17 protein-coding genes are annotated in these 17,323 nt (G+C 73.8%); 14 read left to right on the forward strand and 3 right to left on the reverse strand.

What is annotated here, in order from left to right; genetic code table 11:
- Window positions 1–4 precede the first annotated feature (4 nt).
- From tsf to EDD32_RS11700, 10 genes are all read left to right on the forward strand, one after another.
- Window positions 5–844: a translation elongation factor Ts gene (gene tsf, locus EDD32_RS11650; RefSeq protein WP_123917661.1), complete on the forward strand. Its 840-nt coding sequence runs from the start codon at window positions 5–7 to the stop codon at window positions 842–844.
- A 103-nt stretch (window positions 845–947) separates the two neighbouring features.
- Window positions 948–1,712, forward strand: coding sequence for a UMP kinase (pyrH, locus tag EDD32_RS11655; protein ID WP_211338807.1), 765 nt, complete (start codon window positions 948–950; stop codon window positions 1,710–1,712).
- Complete coding sequence (gene frr / locus EDD32_RS11660) at window positions 1,709–2,266, forward strand: ribosome recycling factor (protein ID WP_123917663.1); 558 nt, start codon at window positions 1,709–1,711, stop codon at window positions 2,264–2,266. The genes pyrH and frr overlap by 4 nt, the downstream gene beginning before the upstream one ends.
- Entirely contained in the window at window positions 2,266–3,231 is a 966-nt protein-coding gene (locus tag EDD32_RS11665; protein WP_123917665.1) for a phosphatidate cytidylyltransferase, read from the forward strand. Before frr ends, EDD32_RS11665 begins: the two co-directional genes overlap by 1 nt.
- A 15-nt stretch (window positions 3,232–3,246) precedes the next feature.
- Window positions 3,247–4,422 (forward strand): dual-specificity RNA methyltransferase RlmN, encoded by a 1,176-nt coding sequence (rlmN, locus tag EDD32_RS11670; protein ID WP_123917667.1) that lies wholly within the window; start codon window positions 3,247–3,249, stop codon window positions 4,420–4,422.
- A complete protein-coding gene (locus tag EDD32_RS11675) occupies window positions 4,419–5,006 on the forward strand; it encodes a DivIVA domain-containing protein (protein ID WP_123917669.1) in 588 nt (195 codons plus the stop codon). The genes rlmN and EDD32_RS11675 overlap by 4 nt, the downstream gene beginning before the upstream one ends.
- A gap of 5 nt (window positions 5,007–5,011) precedes the next feature.
- Window positions 5,012–6,256, forward strand: coding sequence for a 1-deoxy-D-xylulose-5-phosphate reductoisomerase (gene dxr / locus EDD32_RS11680; protein ID WP_123917671.1), 1,245 nt, complete (start codon window positions 5,012–5,014; stop codon window positions 6,254–6,256).
- Window positions 6,257–6,395: 139 nt separating this feature from the next.
- Window positions 6,396–7,703 (forward strand): M50 family metallopeptidase, encoded by a 1,308-nt coding sequence (locus EDD32_RS11685; RefSeq protein WP_123917673.1) that lies wholly within the window; start codon window positions 6,396–6,398, stop codon window positions 7,701–7,703.
- A 243-nt stretch (window positions 7,704–7,946) separates the two neighbouring features.
- The gene (gene ispG, locus EDD32_RS11695) at window positions 7,947–9,113 is read left to right on the forward strand and encodes a flavodoxin-dependent (E)-4-hydroxy-3-methylbut-2-enyl-diphosphate synthase (protein ID WP_123917677.1); all 1,167 of its coding nucleotides are present in this window, start codon (window positions 7,947–7,949) and stop codon (window positions 9,111–9,113) included.
- 5 nt (window positions 9,114–9,118) lie between these two features.
- A complete protein-coding gene (locus EDD32_RS11700) occupies window positions 9,119–9,982 on the forward strand; it encodes a GNAT family N-acetyltransferase (RefSeq protein ID WP_123917679.1) in 864 nt (287 codons plus the stop codon).
- Here EDD32_RS11700 and EDD32_RS11705 read toward each other — a convergent pair.
- Complete coding sequence (locus EDD32_RS11705) at window positions 9,979–10,845, reverse strand: DNA-formamidopyrimidine glycosylase family protein (RefSeq protein WP_123917681.1); 867 nt, start codon at window positions 10,843–10,845, stop codon at window positions 9,979–9,981. The genes EDD32_RS11700 and EDD32_RS11705 overlap by 4 nt on opposite strands.
- A gap of 99 nt (window positions 10,846–10,944) precedes the next feature.
- Here EDD32_RS11705 and EDD32_RS11710 point away from each other — a divergent pair, with 99 nt between their 5' ends.
- Window positions 10,945–12,747 (forward strand): proline--tRNA ligase, encoded by a 1,803-nt coding sequence (locus tag EDD32_RS11710; RefSeq protein WP_447926014.1) that lies wholly within the window; start codon window positions 10,945–10,947, stop codon window positions 12,745–12,747.
- A 291-nt stretch (window positions 12,748–13,038) separates the two neighbouring features.
- Here EDD32_RS11710 and EDD32_RS11715 read toward each other — a convergent pair whose 3' ends face one another.
- Entirely contained in the window at window positions 13,039–13,764 is a 726-nt protein-coding gene (locus tag EDD32_RS11715; protein WP_123917685.1) for an endonuclease domain-containing protein, read from the reverse strand.
- 488 nt (window positions 13,765–14,252) lie between these two features.
- A complete protein-coding gene (locus EDD32_RS11720) occupies window positions 14,253–15,239 on the reverse strand; it encodes a DUF4439 domain-containing protein (protein ID WP_123917687.1) in 987 nt (328 codons plus the stop codon).
- A gap of 115 nt (window positions 15,240–15,354) precedes the next feature.
- Between EDD32_RS11720 and rimP the strand changes: the two genes are divergently transcribed.
- Genes rimP through EDD32_RS11735 form a run of 3 tightly spaced genes read left to right on the forward strand, consistent with a single transcriptional unit; the run spans window position 15,355 to window position 17,285 of the window.
- Entirely contained in the window at window positions 15,355–15,840 is a 486-nt protein-coding gene (gene rimP, locus EDD32_RS11725) for a ribosome maturation factor RimP (RefSeq protein WP_123917689.1), read from the forward strand.
- A gap of 9 nt (window positions 15,841–15,849) precedes the next feature.
- Window positions 15,850–16,881, forward strand: coding sequence for a transcription termination factor NusA (nusA, locus tag EDD32_RS11730; protein ID WP_123917691.1), 1,032 nt, complete (start codon window positions 15,850–15,852; stop codon window positions 16,879–16,881).
- 32 nt (window positions 16,882–16,913) lie between these two features.
- The gene (locus EDD32_RS11735) at window positions 16,914–17,285 is read left to right on the forward strand and encodes a YlxR family protein (RefSeq protein WP_123917693.1); all 372 of its coding nucleotides are present in this window, start codon (window positions 16,914–16,916) and stop codon (window positions 17,283–17,285) included.
- Window positions 17,286–17,323: the final 38 nt, after the last annotated feature.

Consider the following 17,323-nt stretch of genomic DNA (forward strand, 5'->3'; position numbering starts at 1 on the left):
ACTTATGGCGAACTACACCGCCGCTGACATCAAGGCTCTGCGCGAGAAGACCGGCGCGGGCATGCTCGACGTCAAGAAGGCCCTGGACGAGGCGAACGGCGACGCCGACAAGGCGCTGGAGATCATCCGCGTCAAGGGCCTCAAGGGCGTCGCCAAGCGCGAGGGGCGCACCGTCGCCGAGGGGCTCGTCGCGGCTCAGATCGTCGCCGAGGGCGACGGCGAGACCGGCGTCATGGTCGAGGTCAACTCCGAGACCGACTTCGTCGCGAAGAACCAGAGCTTCATCGACTTCGCCGACAGCGTGCTCGCCGCGGCGGTCGCCACCGGCGCCACCGACGTCGAGACCCTCCTGGGAGCCGAGGTCGACGGCGAGACCGTGCAGGCCAAGGTCGACAACATCGCCGCCACCATCGGCGAGAAGATCGTCGTGCGCCGTCTCGTGCGGGTCAGCGGCGAGAAGGTCGCCAGCTACCTGCACCGCACCGCCAAGGACCTCCCGCCGTCGGTGGGCGTGCTCGTGGCCACCGACGCCGCCGGCGCCGAGGTCGGGCGCGACGTCGCGATGCACGTCGCGGCGTACTCGCCCAGCTACCTGGGCCGTGACGAGGTCCCCGCCGACCTGGTGGAGAACGAGCGCCGCATCGCCGAGGAGACCGCCCGCAACGAGGGCAAGCCCGAGGCCGCGCTGCCGAAGATCACCGAGGGCCGCCTCAACGGGTTCTTCAAGGAGAACGTCCTGCTCGACCAGGCGTTCGCCAAGGACCCCAAGAAGACGGTCGGCAAGGTCGTGGAGGAGGCCGGCGGCACCGTCACCGGCTTCGCCCGCTTCCGCGTCGGCGCCTGACGCACCCACCGGTGGCCCCGGCCCGTACGGGTCGGGGCCACCGGCGCACCACCGCGCGCCGGGGCCGCTGCCCCGCCCACCCACCCCTGGAGGACCGATCACCGTGCAGCCCGACACCGCGCCCGCCGGCGGGCCCGCCCGCCGCGTCCTGCTCAAGCTCTCCGGGGAGGTCTTCGGCGGCGGCAGGGTCGGCCTGGACCCCGACGTCGTCTCGGCCGTCGCGCGGGAGATCGCCGCGGCTGTCGCCGAGGGCGTCCAGGTGGCCGTGGTGGTCGGCGGCGGCAACTTCTTCCGTGGCGCGGAACTCTCCCAGCGCGGCCTGGACCGCTCCCGCGCCGACTACATGGGCATGCTCGGCACCGTGATGAACGCCCTGGCCCTCCAGGACTTCCTCGAGAAGGCCGGTGTGCGCACCCGCGTGCAGACCGCCATCACCATGGGGCAGGTCGCCGAGCCGTACATCCCCCTGCGGGCGATCCGCCACCTCGAGAAGGGCCGCGTCGTGGTCTTCGGCGCCGGCGCCGGCATGCCCTTCTTCTCCACCGACACCGTCGCCGCCCAGCGGGCGCTGGAGACGCACTGCGACGAGGTCCTCGTGGGCAAGAACGGTGTGGACGGGGTCTACACCGCCGACCCGCGCGTGGACCCCGGTGCCGTGCGGCTGGACCACCTCACCTACGCCGAGGCGATCCAGCAGGGTCTGCGCGTCGTCGACGCCGCCGCCTTCAGCCTGTGCATGGACAACGACCTCACGATGCGGGTCTTCGGCATGGGTGAGCCCGGTAACGTCACCCGCGCCCTGCGGGGTGAGAGGATCGGAACGCTCGTGACCACCCGTGAAGCTGACAACCAAGGAGTGACGCCGTGATCGACGACGCCCTGCTCGAGGCCGAGGAGAAGATGGACAAGGCCGTGGAGGTGGCCCGCGAGGAGATGAGCCACATCCGCACCGGCCGCGCCAACGCCGGCATGTTCAACCCGGTCCTCGTGGACTACTACGGCGCGCCGACCCCCCTGCAGCAGCTCGGCTCGCTCACGATCCCCGAGGCCCGCACCGTCCTCATCACGCCCTACGACCGCTCCGCCTCCAGCGCGATCGCCAAGGCCCTGCGCGAGTCCGACCTCGGCGTGAACCCCACGGACGACGGCAACGTCATCCGCGTGGTGCTGCCCGCCCTGACGGAGGAGCGTCGGCGCGACTACGTCAAGCTCGCCAAGCACAAGGGCGAGGACGCGCGCATCGCCATCCGCTCCGTGCGGCGCAAGGCGAAGGAGACCCTGGACCGCATCGCCAAGGACGGCGAGGCCGGGCAGGACGAGGTCGACCGGGCCGAGAAGGAGCTCGAGGCGCTGACGAAGAAGCACGTCGAGCTCGTCGACCACGTGCTCGAGGCCAAGGAGCGCGAGCTGCTCGAGGTCTGATGGCCCCCGCACCCGCGGCCGACCCCCGCGACAGCCAGGACAGCCTCGCCGCCGCACTGCGCCGGCTCCGCGAGGCGCGGGAGCGAGCCCGCACGGCCCTGGTCACCCCGGCCCCGCCGCGCCCGAAGGACCCCGTCCCGCCCGCCGGGCGGGCGGGACGGAACCTGCCCGCCGCGATCGCCGTCGGCGTCTCGCTCCTGGTGCTCGTGGGCATCAGCCTGCTCACCCGTCCGGAGCTCTTCGTCGCCCTGGCCGTCGTGGCGTCGGTGGGGGCGATGTGGGAGCTCGCGCGCGCCGTCGCCCAGCGCGGGATCCGGGTGCCGCTCCTGCCGCTGGTGGTCGGGGCGGTCGGGGTGCTCGTCTCGGCGTGGGTGGCCGGTGCCGAGGCCATGCTCATGGCCTTCACCCTCACCGCCGGCGGGGTGTTCGTCTGGCGCGTCATCGACGGGGGCGGGCGGGACGCGGTGCGCGACGCCGCCGCCGGCATCTTCACCGCCGCGTACGTGCCGTACCTGGCCGGGTTCGCCGTCCTCCTGCTGCGCCTGGAGGACGGTCCGCTGCTGGTCCTGACGTTCCTGCTGGTCACCATCGCCAACGACACGGGCGGCTACGTGGCCGGGGTGCTGTTCGGCAAGCACCCCATGGCGCCGTCGATCAGCCCGAAGAAGTCCTGGGAGGGCCTGGCCGGCTCGGTCGTGCTCGCCGTCGCCGTCGGCGTCGTCATGCTCGGCCCCGTCCTCGACGGCCCCTGGTGGGCCGGGGCCGTGCTGGGCGTCGCCGCGGTCGGCGCCGCGACGACCGGCGACCTCGCCGAGTCCCTCCTCAAGCGCGACCTGGGCCTGAAGGACATGAGCTCACTGCTGCCCGGCCACGGCGGGATCATGGACCGGCTCGACTCCCTCCTCGTGGCGGCCCCGGTGTCCTACCTCATCCTCGCGGCCGCCACCGGCCAGGCGGCACTCTGAGAGAATGGGCCGGTCATGACGCAGCAGCCCCAGATCCGTCCCTCCCACGAGGTCAGCCCCGGTGACCGCCCGGTCCTGACCTTCGCCGCCAAACGTCGGGGCAAGCCCCCGCGGCACCTCGCGGACCTCTCCGCCGAGGAGCGCCGGTCGGTCGCGGCCGAGCTCGGTGTCCCCGCCTTCCGGCTGGACCAGCTCGCCCGGCACTACTTCGCCCACCTCACCCGCGACCCGGCGGACATGTCCGACCTGCCCGCCGCGGACCGCGACGAGCTCACCACCACCCTCGTCCCCGAGCTGGTGAGCAAGGTCCGCGACCTCGCCGCCGACAAGGGCATGACGGTGAAGTCGCTGTGGAACCTCTTCGACGGCGCGATGGTCGAGTCGGTCCTCATGCGCTACTCCGAGCGCACCACTTTGTGCGTCTCCTCCCAGGCCGGCTGCGGGATGGCCTGCCCCTTCTGCGCCACCGGGCAGCAGGGCCTCACGCGCAACCTCTCCACCGCCGAGATCGTCGAGCAGGTCCGCCTGGCGGCCCGCTCGTGCCGCGACGGCGAGCTCCCCGGCGGTCCCACCCGGCTGAGCAACGTCGTCTTCATGGGCATGGGCGAGCCGATGGCCAACTACAAGGCCGTCATCGGCGCCGTGCGCCGCATGGTCGACCCCGCCCCGGCGGGCCTGGGCCTGTCCGCCCGGAACGTCACCGTCTCCACCGTCGGGCTGGTCCCGGCCATCGACAAGCTGGCGAAGGAGGGCATCCCGGTCACCCTGGCGGTGTCCCTGCACGCCCCCGACGACGGCCTGCGCGACGAGCTCATCCCGATCAACTCGCGCTGGAAGGTCGGCGAGCTCCTCGACGCCGCCCGGCGCTACTTCGACGCGACCGGCCGACGGGTGAGCATCGAGTACGCCCTCATCAAGGACATGAACGACCACGCCTGGCGCGCCCAGCTCCTCGCCGACGAGCTCAACGCCCGCGGCCGCGGCTGGGTGCACGTCAACCCCATCCCGCTCAACCCCACCCCGGGGTCGATCTGGACGGCGAGCGAGCGCGGGGTCGAGCAGGAGTTCGTCGACACGCTCCGACGTGCCGGGATACCGACGACGGTGCGGGACACTCGGGGCAGCGACATCGACGGCGCCTGCGGCCAGCTGGCCGCCGAGGTGCTCGTCCAGACGAAGGGGCAGGGATGACGGCGATGTTCCCGCCGGCGGGGCGGATGCGCACCGGCTACGACCGGGCCGAGGTGGAGGAGTTCTTCACCCGGGCCCGGGCGGCGTACGAGAGCGGCGAGCCGGGCGGTCCGGACGCCGCCGCCACGGCGTCGCTGAGCTCGACCGGGTTCGACGAGAAGGACGTGCGCGCCGCCGCGTTCACGCTGGTGCGCGACGGGTACTCCGCCGCCGCGGTCGACGCCGCGCTCGACCGGCTCGAGAGCGCGTTCGTCCAGCGCCGGCGCACCGCGTTCATCGCCGCGCAGGGCGAGAGCGCCTGGATGGACCACATCGCCGACCGCGCGACCACGCTCTACCCGCGCCTCCTGCGCCCCGCCGGTGAGCGGTTCCGCAGCCCGGAGAGCGGGCACGGCTACGACCGCGACGCCGTCGACGCCCTCCTCGAGCGGCTCGTCGCGTACTTCGACGACGGCGGCGAGCTGACCTCCGCGGAGCTGCGCACGGCGACCTTCCCGCGGGCGCGCGCGCCGAGGGCGTACCACGAGGGCACCGTCGACGCCTACCTCGACCGCGCGGTCGAGGTGCTCGTCGCGGTGGAGTGAGCGGCTTGACCCCCACCGACGTCGTCCTGCTCGGCTCCACCGGCTCCATCGGCACCCAGGCCCTCGAGGTCGTCGCCGCGTCAGCCCCGGGGACGTTCCGCGTGACCGCCCTCAGCGCCGGCGGCGGCCACCTCGAGCTGCTCGCCGAGCAGGCGGTGCTGCACGACGTCCCGGTCGTGGCGCTCGCCCACGGCGGTCACGGCGCCGTCACCCGGCTGCGCGAGCTGCTCGCGGACGAGCGGGCCCGCACCGGCCGGGACGACCTCGCCGAGCCCGAGATCCTCACCGGGCCCGACGCCGCCACCACGGTCGCCGGCTCGCCGGGCGCCGTCGTCCTCAACGGCATCACCGGCTCGGTGGGCCTCGCGCCCACCCTGGCCGCCCTGCGGTCGGGGGCGACCCTCGCGCTGGCCAACAAGGAGTCCCTCGTCGTCGGCGGGTCCCTCGTGCGCGCGGTCCAGACCCGGCCAGGTCAGGTCGTGCCCGTGGACTCCGAGCACTCGGCGATCGCCCAGGCGCTGCGCTCGGGCCGCCACGAGAAGGGGATGACCAGCCCCGTCGTCACCGGGCGCTCCGAGGTCCGGCGGCTCGTCCTGACCGCCTCGGGCGGCCCCTTCCGCGGGCGCACCCGCGACGAGCTCGCCGCCGTGACGCCCGCCCAGGCCCTCGCGCACCCCACCTGGGCCATGGGTCCGGTCGTGACCGTGAACTCCTCGACCATGGTCAACAAGGGCCTCGAGCTCATCGAGGCGCACCTGCTCTTCGACGTCCCGGCCGAGGACGTCGTCGTCGTCGTCCACCCGCAGTCGGTGGTCCACTCGATGGTGGAGTTCCACGACGGGTCCACCCTCGCCCAGGCCTCACCGCCGGACATGCGCCTGCCCATCGCGCTGGGCCTGACGTGGCCGGACCGGCCTGCCGGGGTCACCGCGCCGTGCCGGTGGGACGAGCCCACGGCCTGGACGTTCGAGCCGCTGGACGAGAGCACCTTCCCGGCCGTGGCGCTGGCCCGGGCGGCGGCGGCCGCCTCCGCGACCCACCCCGCCGTGCTGAACGCCGCGAACGAGCAGTGCGTCGCGGCCTTCCTCGACCGTCGCCTCGACTACCTCGGCATCGTCGAGGTCGTCGCCGAGGTGCTCGAGGAGCACGAGGGCCCGGCCGCCTCGACCGACCTCTCCCTCGCCGACGTCCTCGGCGCCGAGGAGCGGGCCAGGGCCCGCGCCGAGGAGCTCATCGCCGCCCGCGGCTGAGGCACGGACCACCTCGCCCGCGCACCGTCCGCCACATCCGGAGCCCGCCCGGCCGGGTCGCGCACCGGTCCCGGAACCACCTCGCCCGCGCCGTCGTTGAGGTGGACAATGGCCACGTCCCACAGGAAGGAGCCCCACCGTGGAGTTCGTCGTCGGGGTCCTCATCCTCTTCGTGGGGCTGCTCGCCTCCATCGCCCTGCACGAGGTGGGCCACCTCGTGCCCGCCAAGAGGTTCGGCGTCAAGGTCCCGCAGTACATGGTCGGCTTCGGCAAGACCCTGTGGTCGCGCACGGTCGGTGACACCGAGTACGGCGTCAAGGCACTCCCGCTCGGCGGGTACGTCCGCATGGTCGGGATGTACCCGCCCACCCGGCGTGCCGAGCGGCCGCGCCGGGACGGCCGTCCCACGCTCGTCCAGGAGGCGCGCGCCGCCGCCCTGGAGGAGATCGGGCCGGGGGAGGAGCCTCGCGCCTTCTACAACCTCACGGTCCCGCGCAAGCTCGTGGTCATGCTCGGCGGGCCCACGATGAACCTGGTCATCTCCGCGGTCCTGCTGGGTGTCACGGTCGTCACCCTCGGTCTCGGCCAGTACACGACGACGCTCGGCACGGTCCAGCAGTGCCTGGTCGAGGACCCGGCCCAGGAGGGCTGCACCCCCGCCGACCCCGCGGCGCCCGGCGCCGCCGCCGGCCTGCTGCCCGGCGACGAGGTCCTCACGTGGGACGGCGTCGAGGCGCGCACCTGGGAGGACGTGTCGGGAGCGATCGCCGGCGGTGACACCGGGCCCGTCCAGGTCGAGGTCCTGCGCGACGGTGCCCCGCTCACCCTCACCGTGGTCCCCGAGCTCACCGAGCGACCGGTCCTCGGCGACGACGGGGCGCCGTTGACCGAGGACGGCGCGCCCGTCACCGAGATGCGTCCCTACGTGGGCATCGGCCCGGACTTCGCGCTGGTCCGGCAGAGCCCGGCGGTCGTCCCGGGGCTCGTGTGGCAGACGTTCACGGGCACCGTCGAGGTGGTGCTCACGCTCCCGCAGCGGCTCGTGTCGGTCGCGGAGGCCGCGTTCGGCACCGCCGAGCGGGACCCGTCGGTGGTGGGCCTGGTCGGGGTGGGCCGCTTCGCGGGGGAGATCGCGTCCATCGACGGCGCGGGCTACGGCGTGACCGAGCGCAGCGCCGACATGCTGTCGCTGCTGGTCTCGCTGAACATGGCCCTGTTCGTCTTCAACCTGCTGCCCCTGCTCCCGCTCGACGGCGGCCACGTCGCCGGGGCCCTGTGGGAGGGGGCACGGCGCAAGGTCGCCCGCTGGCGCGAGCAGCCCGACCCCGGCCCCGTCGACACCGCGCGGCTGCTGCCGCTGACGTACGTCGTCGTCGCGGCCATGCTCGGGATGAGCGTCCTGCTCGCCTACGCCGACATCGTCCGGCCGGTCAGCCTCACCGGCTGAGCCGTGTCGCTGCCGGCCACCGGGCCGCGTGCTCCGCCGCGGCCCGGGTGGCCCGGCCGGACAAGGTGGCCCGGGTGGCCCGGCCGGACAAGGTGGCCCGGGTGGCCCGGCCGGACAAGGTGGCCCGGGTGGCCCGGCCGGACAAGGTGGCCCGGGTGGCCCGGCCGGACAAGGTGGCCGGGGTGGCCCGGCGGACGCACGGCCGGACTCGTTGCCCTGCGTGTCGGGTGCGATACTGGACCGGTGAGCGTACCCATCAGCCTCGGCATCCCCACGGTCAAGGAGCAGCCGCCCGTCCTGGCTCCCCGGCGCAAGACCCGCAAGATCCGGGTGGGCTCCGTCGAGGTCGGTGGCGACGCCCCGGTGTCGGTCCAGTCGATGACGACCACGAAGACCCACGACATCAACGCCACGCTGCAGCAGATCGCCGAGCTGACGGCCTCGGGCTGCGACATCGTCCGGGTGGCGTGCCCGACGGACAAGGACGCCGAGGCGCTGCCGATCATCGCCAAGAAGTCCAAGATCCCGGTCATCGCCGACATCCACTTCCAGCCCAAGTACGTCTTCGCCGCCATCGAGGCCGGGTGCGGCGCGGTGCGCGTCAACCCGGGCAACATCCGCAAGTTCGACGACCAGGTCAAGGAGATCGCGCAGGCGGCCAAGGACGCCGGCGTATCGCTGCGGATCGGCGTCAACGCCGGCTCCCTCGACCCCCGCCTGCTGCAGAAGTACGGCAAGGCCACGCCCGAGGCGCTGGTCGAGTCCGCCGTCTGGGAGGCGTCGCTGTTCGAGGAGCACGACTTCCACGACTTCAAGATCTCCGTCAAGCACAACGACCCGGTCGTCATGGTGCGCGCCTACCAGCTGCTCTCCGAGCGCGGCGACTGGCCGCTGCACCTGGGCGTGACCGAGGCCGGCCCCGCCTTCCAGGGCACGATCAAGTCCGCGACCGCCTTCGGTGCTCTGCTCTCCCAGGGCATCGGCGACACCATCCGGGTCTCCCTCTCGGCCCCGCCGGTGGAGGAGGTCAAGGTCGGCAACCAGATCCTCGAGTCGCTCAACCTGCGCCCGCGCAAGCTCGAGATCGTCTCCTGCCCCTCCTGCGGACGGGCCCAGGTGGACGTCTACACCCTGGCCGACGAGGTCACCGCCGGCCTCGAGGGCATGACCGTGCCCCTGCGGGTGGCCGTCATGGGCTGCGTCGTCAACGGCCCCGGCGAGGCGCGCGAGGCAGACCTCGGTGTCGCGTCCGGCAACGGCAAGGGCCAGATCTTCGTCAAGGGCGAGGTCGTGCGCACGGTCCCGGAGGACCAGATCGTCGAGACCCTCATCGCGGAGGCGAACCGGATCGCGGAGGAGATGGGTTTCCCGTCCGGCGGAGCCGCCTCGCCGGTCGTCACGGTCGGCTAGCCGCCGTGGCGCTGTGGCGCCGGTCGGCGCAGTCCGTCCGCCCGGTGGGGCCGGCCGACCGCGACGCGGCCCTGGAGCTGTGCCTGCGCGACCCCGTGGGCTCCGTGCTCGCGGCCGTCCAGGTCGAGCGGCTCGGTCAGCCTCCACCGTCGGGCACCCAGCTGCTCGGCGTCTTCGGTGACGACGACCCCCAGCCCGCCGCGCTGTGCTGGGCGGGCGCGAACCTCGTGCCCGTCGCCCTGTACGGCGACCTCCTCGTCGAGCTCGCCGAGAACCTGCACCGGCGCAGCCGGCGCTGCTCGTCGATCGTCGGCCCGGCCGACATGGTCCTGCCGCTGTGGGACGAGCTGTCGACGAGCTGGTCGCTGCCCCGGGAGGTGCGGGCCGACCAGCCCTCCCTCGTCATCGACCACGAGCCCGCGGTCGCCCCCGACCCGGCGGTGCGCCCCGCCCGACGGGACGAGACCACCCTGGTGCTGCCGGCCAGCGTCGCGATGTTCACCGAGGAGGTCGGCTACGACCCCACCGTGATGGGCGGGTCCTACGGTGCCCGGGTGGCCGAGCTCGTCGCGACCGGGCGCACCTACCTCCGGCTGGAGGACCTCGGGGACGGTCCGCAGGTGGTCTTCAAGGCCGACGTCGGGGCCCTCGCGATCGGGGTCGCGCAGGTCCAGGGCGTCTGGGTCCACCCGCAGCTGCGTGGCCGGGGGATGGCGAGCGCCGGGATGGCGGCGGTCGTCGCGGACGTGCGCGCCCGTCTCGCCCCCACCGTCTCCCTCTACGTCAACGACTACAACGCCCCGGCGCTGGGCGCCTACCGCCGGGTCGGTTTCCGCCAGGTGGGGACCTACGCCACGGTGCTCTTCTAGCGAAGGAGCTTCGACATCCGGCGGTCGGCCAGGACCTTCCCACCGGTCTGACACGTGGGGCAGTACTGCAGCGCCGAGTCGGCGAAGGAGACCTCGCGGACGGTGTCCCCGCACACCGGGCACGGCTGCCCCGTCCGGCCGTGGACCCGCATGCCCGACCGCTTCGCGTCCTTGAGCTCGACCGCCGGCCGGCCCGCCGCGGCGGCGACCGCGCCGCCGAGCACCTCCTCCATGGCGGCGTGGATGCGGGCGACCGCCTCGTCGTCGAGCGAGCCGGTCAGGGCGAACGGGCTCGTCCGGGCGGCGTGGAGGATCTCGTCGGAGTAGGCGTTGCCGATACCCGCGATCAGCGACTGGTCCCGTAGCGCCCCCTTGACCTGCTGGTTGCGTGACCTCAGCACCGCCCCCAGCCCGGCGGCGTCGAGGCCGAGCGGCTCGGGCCCCAGGGTCGCGACGGCGTGCACCTCCTCCGGCGCGGCCACCACGTGCACCGCGAGTCGCTTGCGCGTGCCGGCCTCGGTGAGGTCGAAGCCCGAGCCGTCGTCCAGGCGCAGGCGCAGGGCGATGGGGGAGCGGCCGGGACGCAGGCGCGCGGGGGGCACCTCCTCGTACCACCGCAGCCAGCCCGCCCGGGCGAGGTGGACGAGGAGATGGAGCTCGGTGTCGTCGTCGGTGACGGCGAGGTCGATCCACTTGCCGTGGCGCGTGGCGCCGCGCACGGTCGACCCGGCGAGCTGGGCGGGGTCGGGGGCGAACGTCTTCAGGGCCGAGATCGCGCCCACCTCCACGGCGGCGACGACGTGGCCGGACGTGCGCGTATCCAGGAAGGTGACCAGCCCCTCGACCTCCGGCATCTCCGGCATGAGCCCATCGTGCCGCAGGCGCACCGCGCGCACGAGCCGGTGCGCCGTCGCCGTCGTCCGGGACGGCGTGCGGGCGTCGGTAGGCTGGCCCGCGTGCTGATGAAGATGTCGTCCCTGTTCCTGCGGACCCTGCGCGAGGACCCGGCCGACGCCGAGGTCGCGAGCCACCGCCTCCTCGTGCGCGCCGGGTACATCCGACGGGCCGCCCCGGGGATCTACTCCTGGCTGCCCCTCGGCCTGCGGGTCCTGGCGAAGGTCGAGCAGATCGTCCGCGAGGAGATGGACGCCGTCGGCGGTCAGGAGGTGCACTTCCCGGCGCTGCTGCCCAAGGAGCCCTACGAGGCCACCGGCCGCTGGGTCGAGTACGGCCCGAACATCTTCCGCCTCCAGGACCGCAAGGGCGCGGACTACCTCCTCGCCCCGACCCACGAGGAGATGTTCACGCTGCTGGTCAAGGACCTGTACTCCTCGTACAAGGACCTGCCGCTCACGCTGTACCAGATCCAGACGAAGTACCGCGACGAGGCCCGGCCGCGGGCCGGCCTGATCCGCGGCCGCGAGTTCATCATGAAGGACGCGTACTCCTTCGACGCCGACGACGCGGGGCTGGAGCGCTCCTACGAGCTCCAGCGCGGCGCCTACCAGCGCATCTTCGACCGGCTGGGCCTCGAGCACGTGATCGTGCGCGCCATGAGCGGGGCGATGGGCGGCTCCCGCAGCGAGGAGTTCCTCCACCCCACGCCCATCGGCGAGGACACGTTCGTCCGCTCCCCGGGCGGCTACGCGGCGAACGTCGAGGCGGTCACCACCCCGGTGCCCGAGCCGGTGGACGCCACCGGGCTGCCCGCGGCGGAGGTCCTCCCGACGCCCGACTCGACGACGATCGACACCCTCGTCGCGCGCGCCAACGAGCTGCACCCGCGTGCCGACCGCCCGTGGGGTCCGGCGGACACCCTCAAGAACGTCGTGGTCGCGCTCGTCCACCCCGACGGCGCGCGCGAGCTGGTCGCGATCGGCCTGCCCGGCGACCGGGAGGTCGACCTCAAGCGGCTCCAGGCAGCGGTCGAGCCCGCCCAGGTGGAGCAGGCGACGGACGAGGACCTGCGCGGCCGGCCCGAGCTGGTCAAGGGCTACATCGGCCCCGCCGTGCTCGGCCCCAACGGCGCCGCGCGCACCCACGACGACGCCGGCCGGGTCACCGCCGGGGCGATGCGCTACCTCCTCGACCCGCGGGTGGTCCCAGGGACCTCCTGGGTCACCGGCGCCGACGCCGACGGGATGCACGTCTTCGGCCTCGTGGCCGGCCGCGACTTCACCGCCGACGGCACGGTCGAGGCCGCCGAGGTCCGCGCCGGGGACCCCTCCCCGGACGGGTCCGGGCCGCTCGAGCTCGCCCGTGGGATCGAGATCGGCCACATCTTCGCCCTCGGCCGCAAGTACGCCGAGGCCCTTGACCTCAAGATCCTCGACGCCAACGGCAAGGCCGTGGTCGTGACGATGGGCTCCTACGGCATCGGTATCACCCGCGCCCTGGCCGCCCTCGCCGAGGCCAACAACGACGACAAGGGACTGGTGTGGCCGATGCAGGTCGCACCCGCCCACGTCCACGTCCTGGCCACCGGCAAGGGCGAGGAGATCTTCGCCACCGCCGAGCGGATCGCCCGTGAGCTCGAGGCCGCCGGTGTCGAGGTCCTCTACGACGACCGACCGAAGGTCTCCGCCGGGGTGAAGTTCGCCGACGCCGAGCTGCTCGGGGTGCCGCTGAGCGTCGTCGTCGGGCGGGGCCTGGCCGAGGGCGTGGTGGAGGTGCGGCGCCGGGCGAGCGGCGACCGTGAGGAGCTGGCCCCCGAGCTCGTGGTGGCGCGCGTGCGCGAGCTGGTCGACGCGGCGCTGGAGGGCTGAGGCGCGCTCGGAGTTGAGGCGCGTTAGGGGCTGAGACCGTCCGCGGGTTGAGGCCGCTCGCGGCCGAGGCGCGCTCGGGGCTGAGGCCGCACGGGGCTGAGGCCGTCCGCGGGCTGAGGCCGTCCGCGGGCTGAGGCCGCTCGGGGCTGCCCCTCGCCCGGCGCCGATCCGGGCGCGGTCCCCGCCGAGTTGGGTGTTGTTGCTGTCTGCCGGGCCTCGGGACGGCAACAACATCCAACTCGACGAGAAGCGCTCGCCCACCGGCGGGTGGATGGCCCCCGTGGGGCCTGATCACTTGCTTGTCGATGCTTGGTGCAGAGCCCTTCGGATCATCTCCACGACCTGTGCCGGGCGGCGCATCTGCGCACGGTCGACCACGAGCACCGTCCACCCCGCCATCCGCAGCGCGTTGAGGCGAGCGCGGTCGCGGGCGATCCACGCGGGATCGTCGTGGTGGGCGCCGTCGTACTCCACTGCGAGCCGCGCCTCCGGCCAGGCGAGGTCCGGCCGCGCGACGAACATCCCCTCGTCGTTGTAGACGTTGAGCTGTGTGACGGGCCGGGGCAGGCCGGCGAGAGCGAGGGTCACACGCAGCACAGACTCGCGCGGGGACTCGGCGCCGGCGTCAACGAGGTCCAAGGTTTCCGCGACACGGCGGCAGCCCCGGGTTCCCGGGTGCCGGGCAGCTACTCGCTCCACCTCGCGGCGCACCAACCCTGTCGACCGCACGAGCGCGTCCAGCAACGGCACCGCCACGAGAGGGGCGTGCCAACGCGCCAGGTCGAAGGCCGTCCGAGCCGCTGTCGTCGTGAGACCGAGCGCGGTCACGGTCGTCTCGTCCGTGTCGAGCGCGTCGGTGCGGAGGACGAGCTGCGGCCTGCGTGCGGTCGTGGGGCGTGGGACCAGGAGCACCACCCTGTCGGACCCGGTCGCCAGACGCGCACCGAGCGCCCATGCCGCGCTCCGGCCGGCCAGGACCGCATCAGCGGGAAGGACCAGGCGGGCTGCAGCGATCATGTCGCCGTGAGTGACGGGTCCAGCCTGGTAGTAGACACCACGCATGAGGCGCACATAGGCGGTGCCGCGCAGCTGCCCCGCGGTGACGTGTCGCAGGGCCGTCGACCGTGTGAACGGCCCCGATGGCAGTCCAGCTGAGGCAGCGGGCACCGAGGCATCGTCGCGCACCGCGGCCGAGCGGTCGGACGAGCCCGGGTTGATCTGTGGATTCCGACCACCTGGGGACGAGACACGACATGACGACGCCGTGTGCGTGCGCGCTCCGATGCCCCGCGCGTCGAGCTGGACGTTGTTGCTGTCGAGGCGGCTTCGGGAACAGCAACAACCCTCAGCTCGACGACGAGTCCAGCGCACGCCGCTGCCTCAGGCGCAGGTGGTCCCCGTGACGGGTCCCGCGACCGCGTTCGAGGCCGGGGGTGGGCGAGCGCGGCGAACGACAGGTGGCGATCTCGGCGCGGCGCGGCGAGCCGGCACGGCGCAGCGCGGGCTCAGCCCAGCCCGGGAAGGTCCTCCAGCGTCCCGCCCCAGGCGCGGACCTGTCCCGCAGCGAACTCCGCGGCCGCCAGGAGCGACTCACGCTCCTCCGGCCCGGTGAGGGTGATGCTGAACACCCAGTGCGTCAGGAGCCGGGACTCGGCGTCGACCGCGGCGGACTGCTCGGCGCTGAGGTCGTCGGTCGCGTCCGGCAGGTCGTACACGCCGGGCCGGCGGTCCGGCGCGCCGTCGGCCAGGGCGGTGTCCACGAGGAGCTGGAGGTGGGCGGCGCGCCGCGCCGCCGCCTCCCGGGAGGTCCCGGTCGACCGGGCCGCCACGGTCTCGAAGGCGTGCCGCGCCTGGTCCAGGACGAGCAGGGTCGGACCGTCGGTGCCTCGAGCCAGCAGCGCGTCGGGGGAGAGCTCGGCCCCCGCGGCCGGGGCGAGGTCCTCGCCCAGCGCGCCGGCGAGGTCCGCCGCGGCGTGGCTGCGGGAGATCGAGACCGACGCGAGCACCGCGGCGACGGCGTCGTCGGGGGAGGCCAGCGACGCCGCGCGCGCGTCGGCCGCACCAGCGGTGAGCAGATCGAGGACGTCCTGGGGAGCGGGGTCGGCCACCGGCGGGTCCGTGCGCACCGGGGCCGTGGTGACGCCCTCGGGCGCGCCGTCGGGCCAGGCCTGCCACACCCCGCCCAGCGCGTCGGCGTGGGTGCGGGCCTGCACGGCGACCCGCTCGAGGACATCGGCGACCTCACCCTCGGCACCCGTGACCTCCGCCACGGTCCGCGCGATGGTGGCGGCGTCCACCGCGCCGTCCTGACGGACCTCCTCGACGGCGTCCGGGACGGGCGGGGTCGGTGGCGGCGACTCGAGCCGGACACCGCAACCGCCGAGCAGGGCCGCCGCAGCCACGAGAGCGAGCGTCCCGGTCACGACCCGGGGGCGCGGACGACGGCGCACCGGGGCGCCGGTGACCGTGGTGCGGGGCGGTGGCAGGGGCATCGGGCCGATCCTGCCATGCCGGCCCGCCCGTGCCCGGCCACGCCACGGGTGGGTAGGCTTGAGGACTGACCGCGGCGCCCCCGGGCGCCGCCCCGTGACGCAAGGAGACACCCCGATGAGCCCCGCCCGACCCGCCGAACTGCTCGACCGGCTCCGCGGAGCGCTCGAGCCGGTGGTGGCCGCCGCGGGCCTGTACCTCGAGGACGCGACGGTCGCCGCCGCGGGCCGCCGCAAGGTCGTGCGCGTCGTCGTCGACCTCCCCGACGGTCCCGGGGGCGTGGGGTCCGACCAGCTCTCCGAGGTGTCGCGGGAGATCTCGCGCGTGCTCGACGACGTCGACCTCCTCGAGGGCGCCTACACCCTCGAGGTCACCACCCCCGGCACCGACCGTCCGCTGACGACGCCGCGTCACTACCGCCGCGCGGTCGGTCGGCTGCTGACCGTCACCACGCGCTCGGGCGGCACGGTCGCCGGGCGCGTCGCGGAGGCCGGCGACGACGCCGTCGTGCTCGACGTCGACGGCCGTCGCCAGGAGCTCGCCTACGCCGACCTCGCCTCGGCGCGGGTCGAGGTCGAGCTCAACCGCACCGAGCAGGACTGAGGAGGACCGATGGACATCGACATGACGGCGCTCCGCCTCATCGAGAGCGAGCGCGGCATCGGGCTGGACGTCCTGGTCGGCGCCATCGAGGAGGCGCTCCTCCTGGCCTACCACCGCACCCCCGGGGCGGTGGAGAAGGCCCGGGTCGAGCTGGACCGGCGAACCGGCCGGGTCACCGTCATGGCGACCGAGACCGACGAGGAGGGCAACGAGGTCGGAGAGTTCGACGACACCCCCTCCGGGTTCGGCCGCATCGCCACCGCGACGGCGCGCTCGGTCATCGTCCAGCGGCTGCGCGACGCGGAGGACGACCAGGTCATGGGCAACTACCGTGACAAGGCCGGGGAGATCCTCTCCGGCGTCGTCCAGCAGGGCCGCGACCCCCGCACGGTGCTCGTCGACATCGGCGACATGGAGGCGGTGCTGCCCGCCCATGAGCAGGTGCCCACCGAGACGTACACGCACGGCGACCGGATCCGCGCGTACGTGCTGGACGTCTCGCGCGGGTCGAAGGGCCCCTCGGTCACCCTCTCGCGCACCCACCCCAATCTCGTGCGCAAGCTCTTCGCGCTCGAGGTCCCCGAGGTGGCCGACGGCAGCGTGGAGATCGTCGCCCTCGCCCGCGAGGCGGGGCACCGGTCGAAGATGGCCGTGCGCTCGACCGTGCCGGGCCTCAACGCCAAGGGCGCCTGCATCGGCCCCATGGGGCAGCGTGTGCGCGCGGTCATGGCCGAGCTCGCCGGCGAGAAGATCGACATCATCGACTACTCCGACGACCCCGCGACGTTCGTCGCCAACGCGCTCTCGCCCTCCCGGGTCTCCAGCGTGGAGGTCGTCGACGCTGAGGCCCGGGCCGCCCGGGTCGTGGTGCCCGACTTCCAGCTCTCGCTCGCGATCGGCAAGGAGGGCCAGAACGCCCGGCTCGCCGCCCGCCTGACCGGGTGGCGCATCGACATCCACTCCGACACCGAGGGCGCCGAGCCCGCTGCGGAGGCAGCGCCCGCGACAGCCGCCGAGCAGCCCGAGGGCTCGGCGGGGTAGGATGCTCGTTGGGCACGCGCCCGGAATCCCACATGACACATCGCAGCGAGACACCCACGCCCCCCGCCGGGCCGGTGCGGACCTGCACGGGATGCCGGGGACGGGCCCCGAGGTCCGACCTGGTCCGCCTCGTCCTGGACACCGCCGCGCAGCGCGTGGTGGTCGACCAGGACCGGACGGCACCGGGACGAGGCGCCTGGCTCCACCCGAGCCGGGAGTGCCTGGACCTCGCCCTCCGACGTCGGAGCATCGGCCGGGCCCTGCGAGCAGCAGGACCGGTGGAGCTCTCCGCGGTGGGCGAGTGGTTCGACCAGCGACAACCGCCGCCGGCGCCCGATGCGCCAGAGGTGGTCACCACGTCATCGACGAAGAAAGCGGGTTGGAAGCCGATGGGCACCCGATGAGTACCCAGCGATGAGCTGCCAGCACTAAAAGCGGTCCA

The organism is Georgenia muralis, assembly GCF_003814705.1.
GTDB lineage: Bacteria > Actinomycetota > Actinomycetes > Actinomycetales > Actinomycetaceae > Georgenia > Georgenia muralis.

Coding starts and splice junctions, on each gene's coding strand:
- EDD32_RS11715 (WP_123917685.1), bottom strand. CDS start 13,764: ATGATCGCTGCAGCCCGCCTGGTCCTTCCCGCTGATGCGGTCCTGGCC.
- nusA (WP_123917691.1), top strand. CDS start 15,850: ATGGACATCGACATGACGGCGCTCCGCCTCATCGAGAGCGAGCGCGGC.
- EDD32_RS11720 (WP_123917687.1), bottom strand. CDS start 15,239: ATGCCCCTGCCACCGCCCCGCACCACGGTCACCGGCGCCCCGGTGCGC.
- EDD32_RS11735 (WP_123917693.1), top strand. CDS start 16,914: ATGACACATCGCAGCGAGACACCCACGCCCCCCGCCGGGCCGGTGCGG.
- EDD32_RS11710 (WP_447926014.1), top strand. CDS start 10,945: ATGAAGATGTCGTCCCTGTTCCTGCGGACCCTGCGCGAGGACCCGGCC.
- rlmN (WP_123917667.1), top strand. CDS start 3,247: ATGACGCAGCAGCCCCAGATCCGTCCCTCCCACGAGGTCAGCCCCGGT.
- EDD32_RS11705 (WP_123917681.1), bottom strand. CDS start 10,845: ATGCCGGAGATGCCGGAGGTCGAGGGGCTGGTCACCTTCCTGGATACG.
- rimP (WP_123917689.1), top strand. CDS start 15,355: ATGAGCCCCGCCCGACCCGCCGAACTGCTCGACCGGCTCCGCGGAGCG.
- EDD32_RS11675 (WP_123917669.1), top strand. CDS start 4,419: ATGACGGCGATGTTCCCGCCGGCGGGGCGGATGCGCACCGGCTACGAC.
- tsf (WP_123917661.1), top strand. CDS start 5: ATGGCGAACTACACCGCCGCTGACATCAAGGCTCTGCGCGAGAAGACC.
- EDD32_RS11665 (WP_123917665.1), top strand. CDS start 2,266: ATGGCCCCCGCACCCGCGGCCGACCCCCGCGACAGCCAGGACAGCCTC.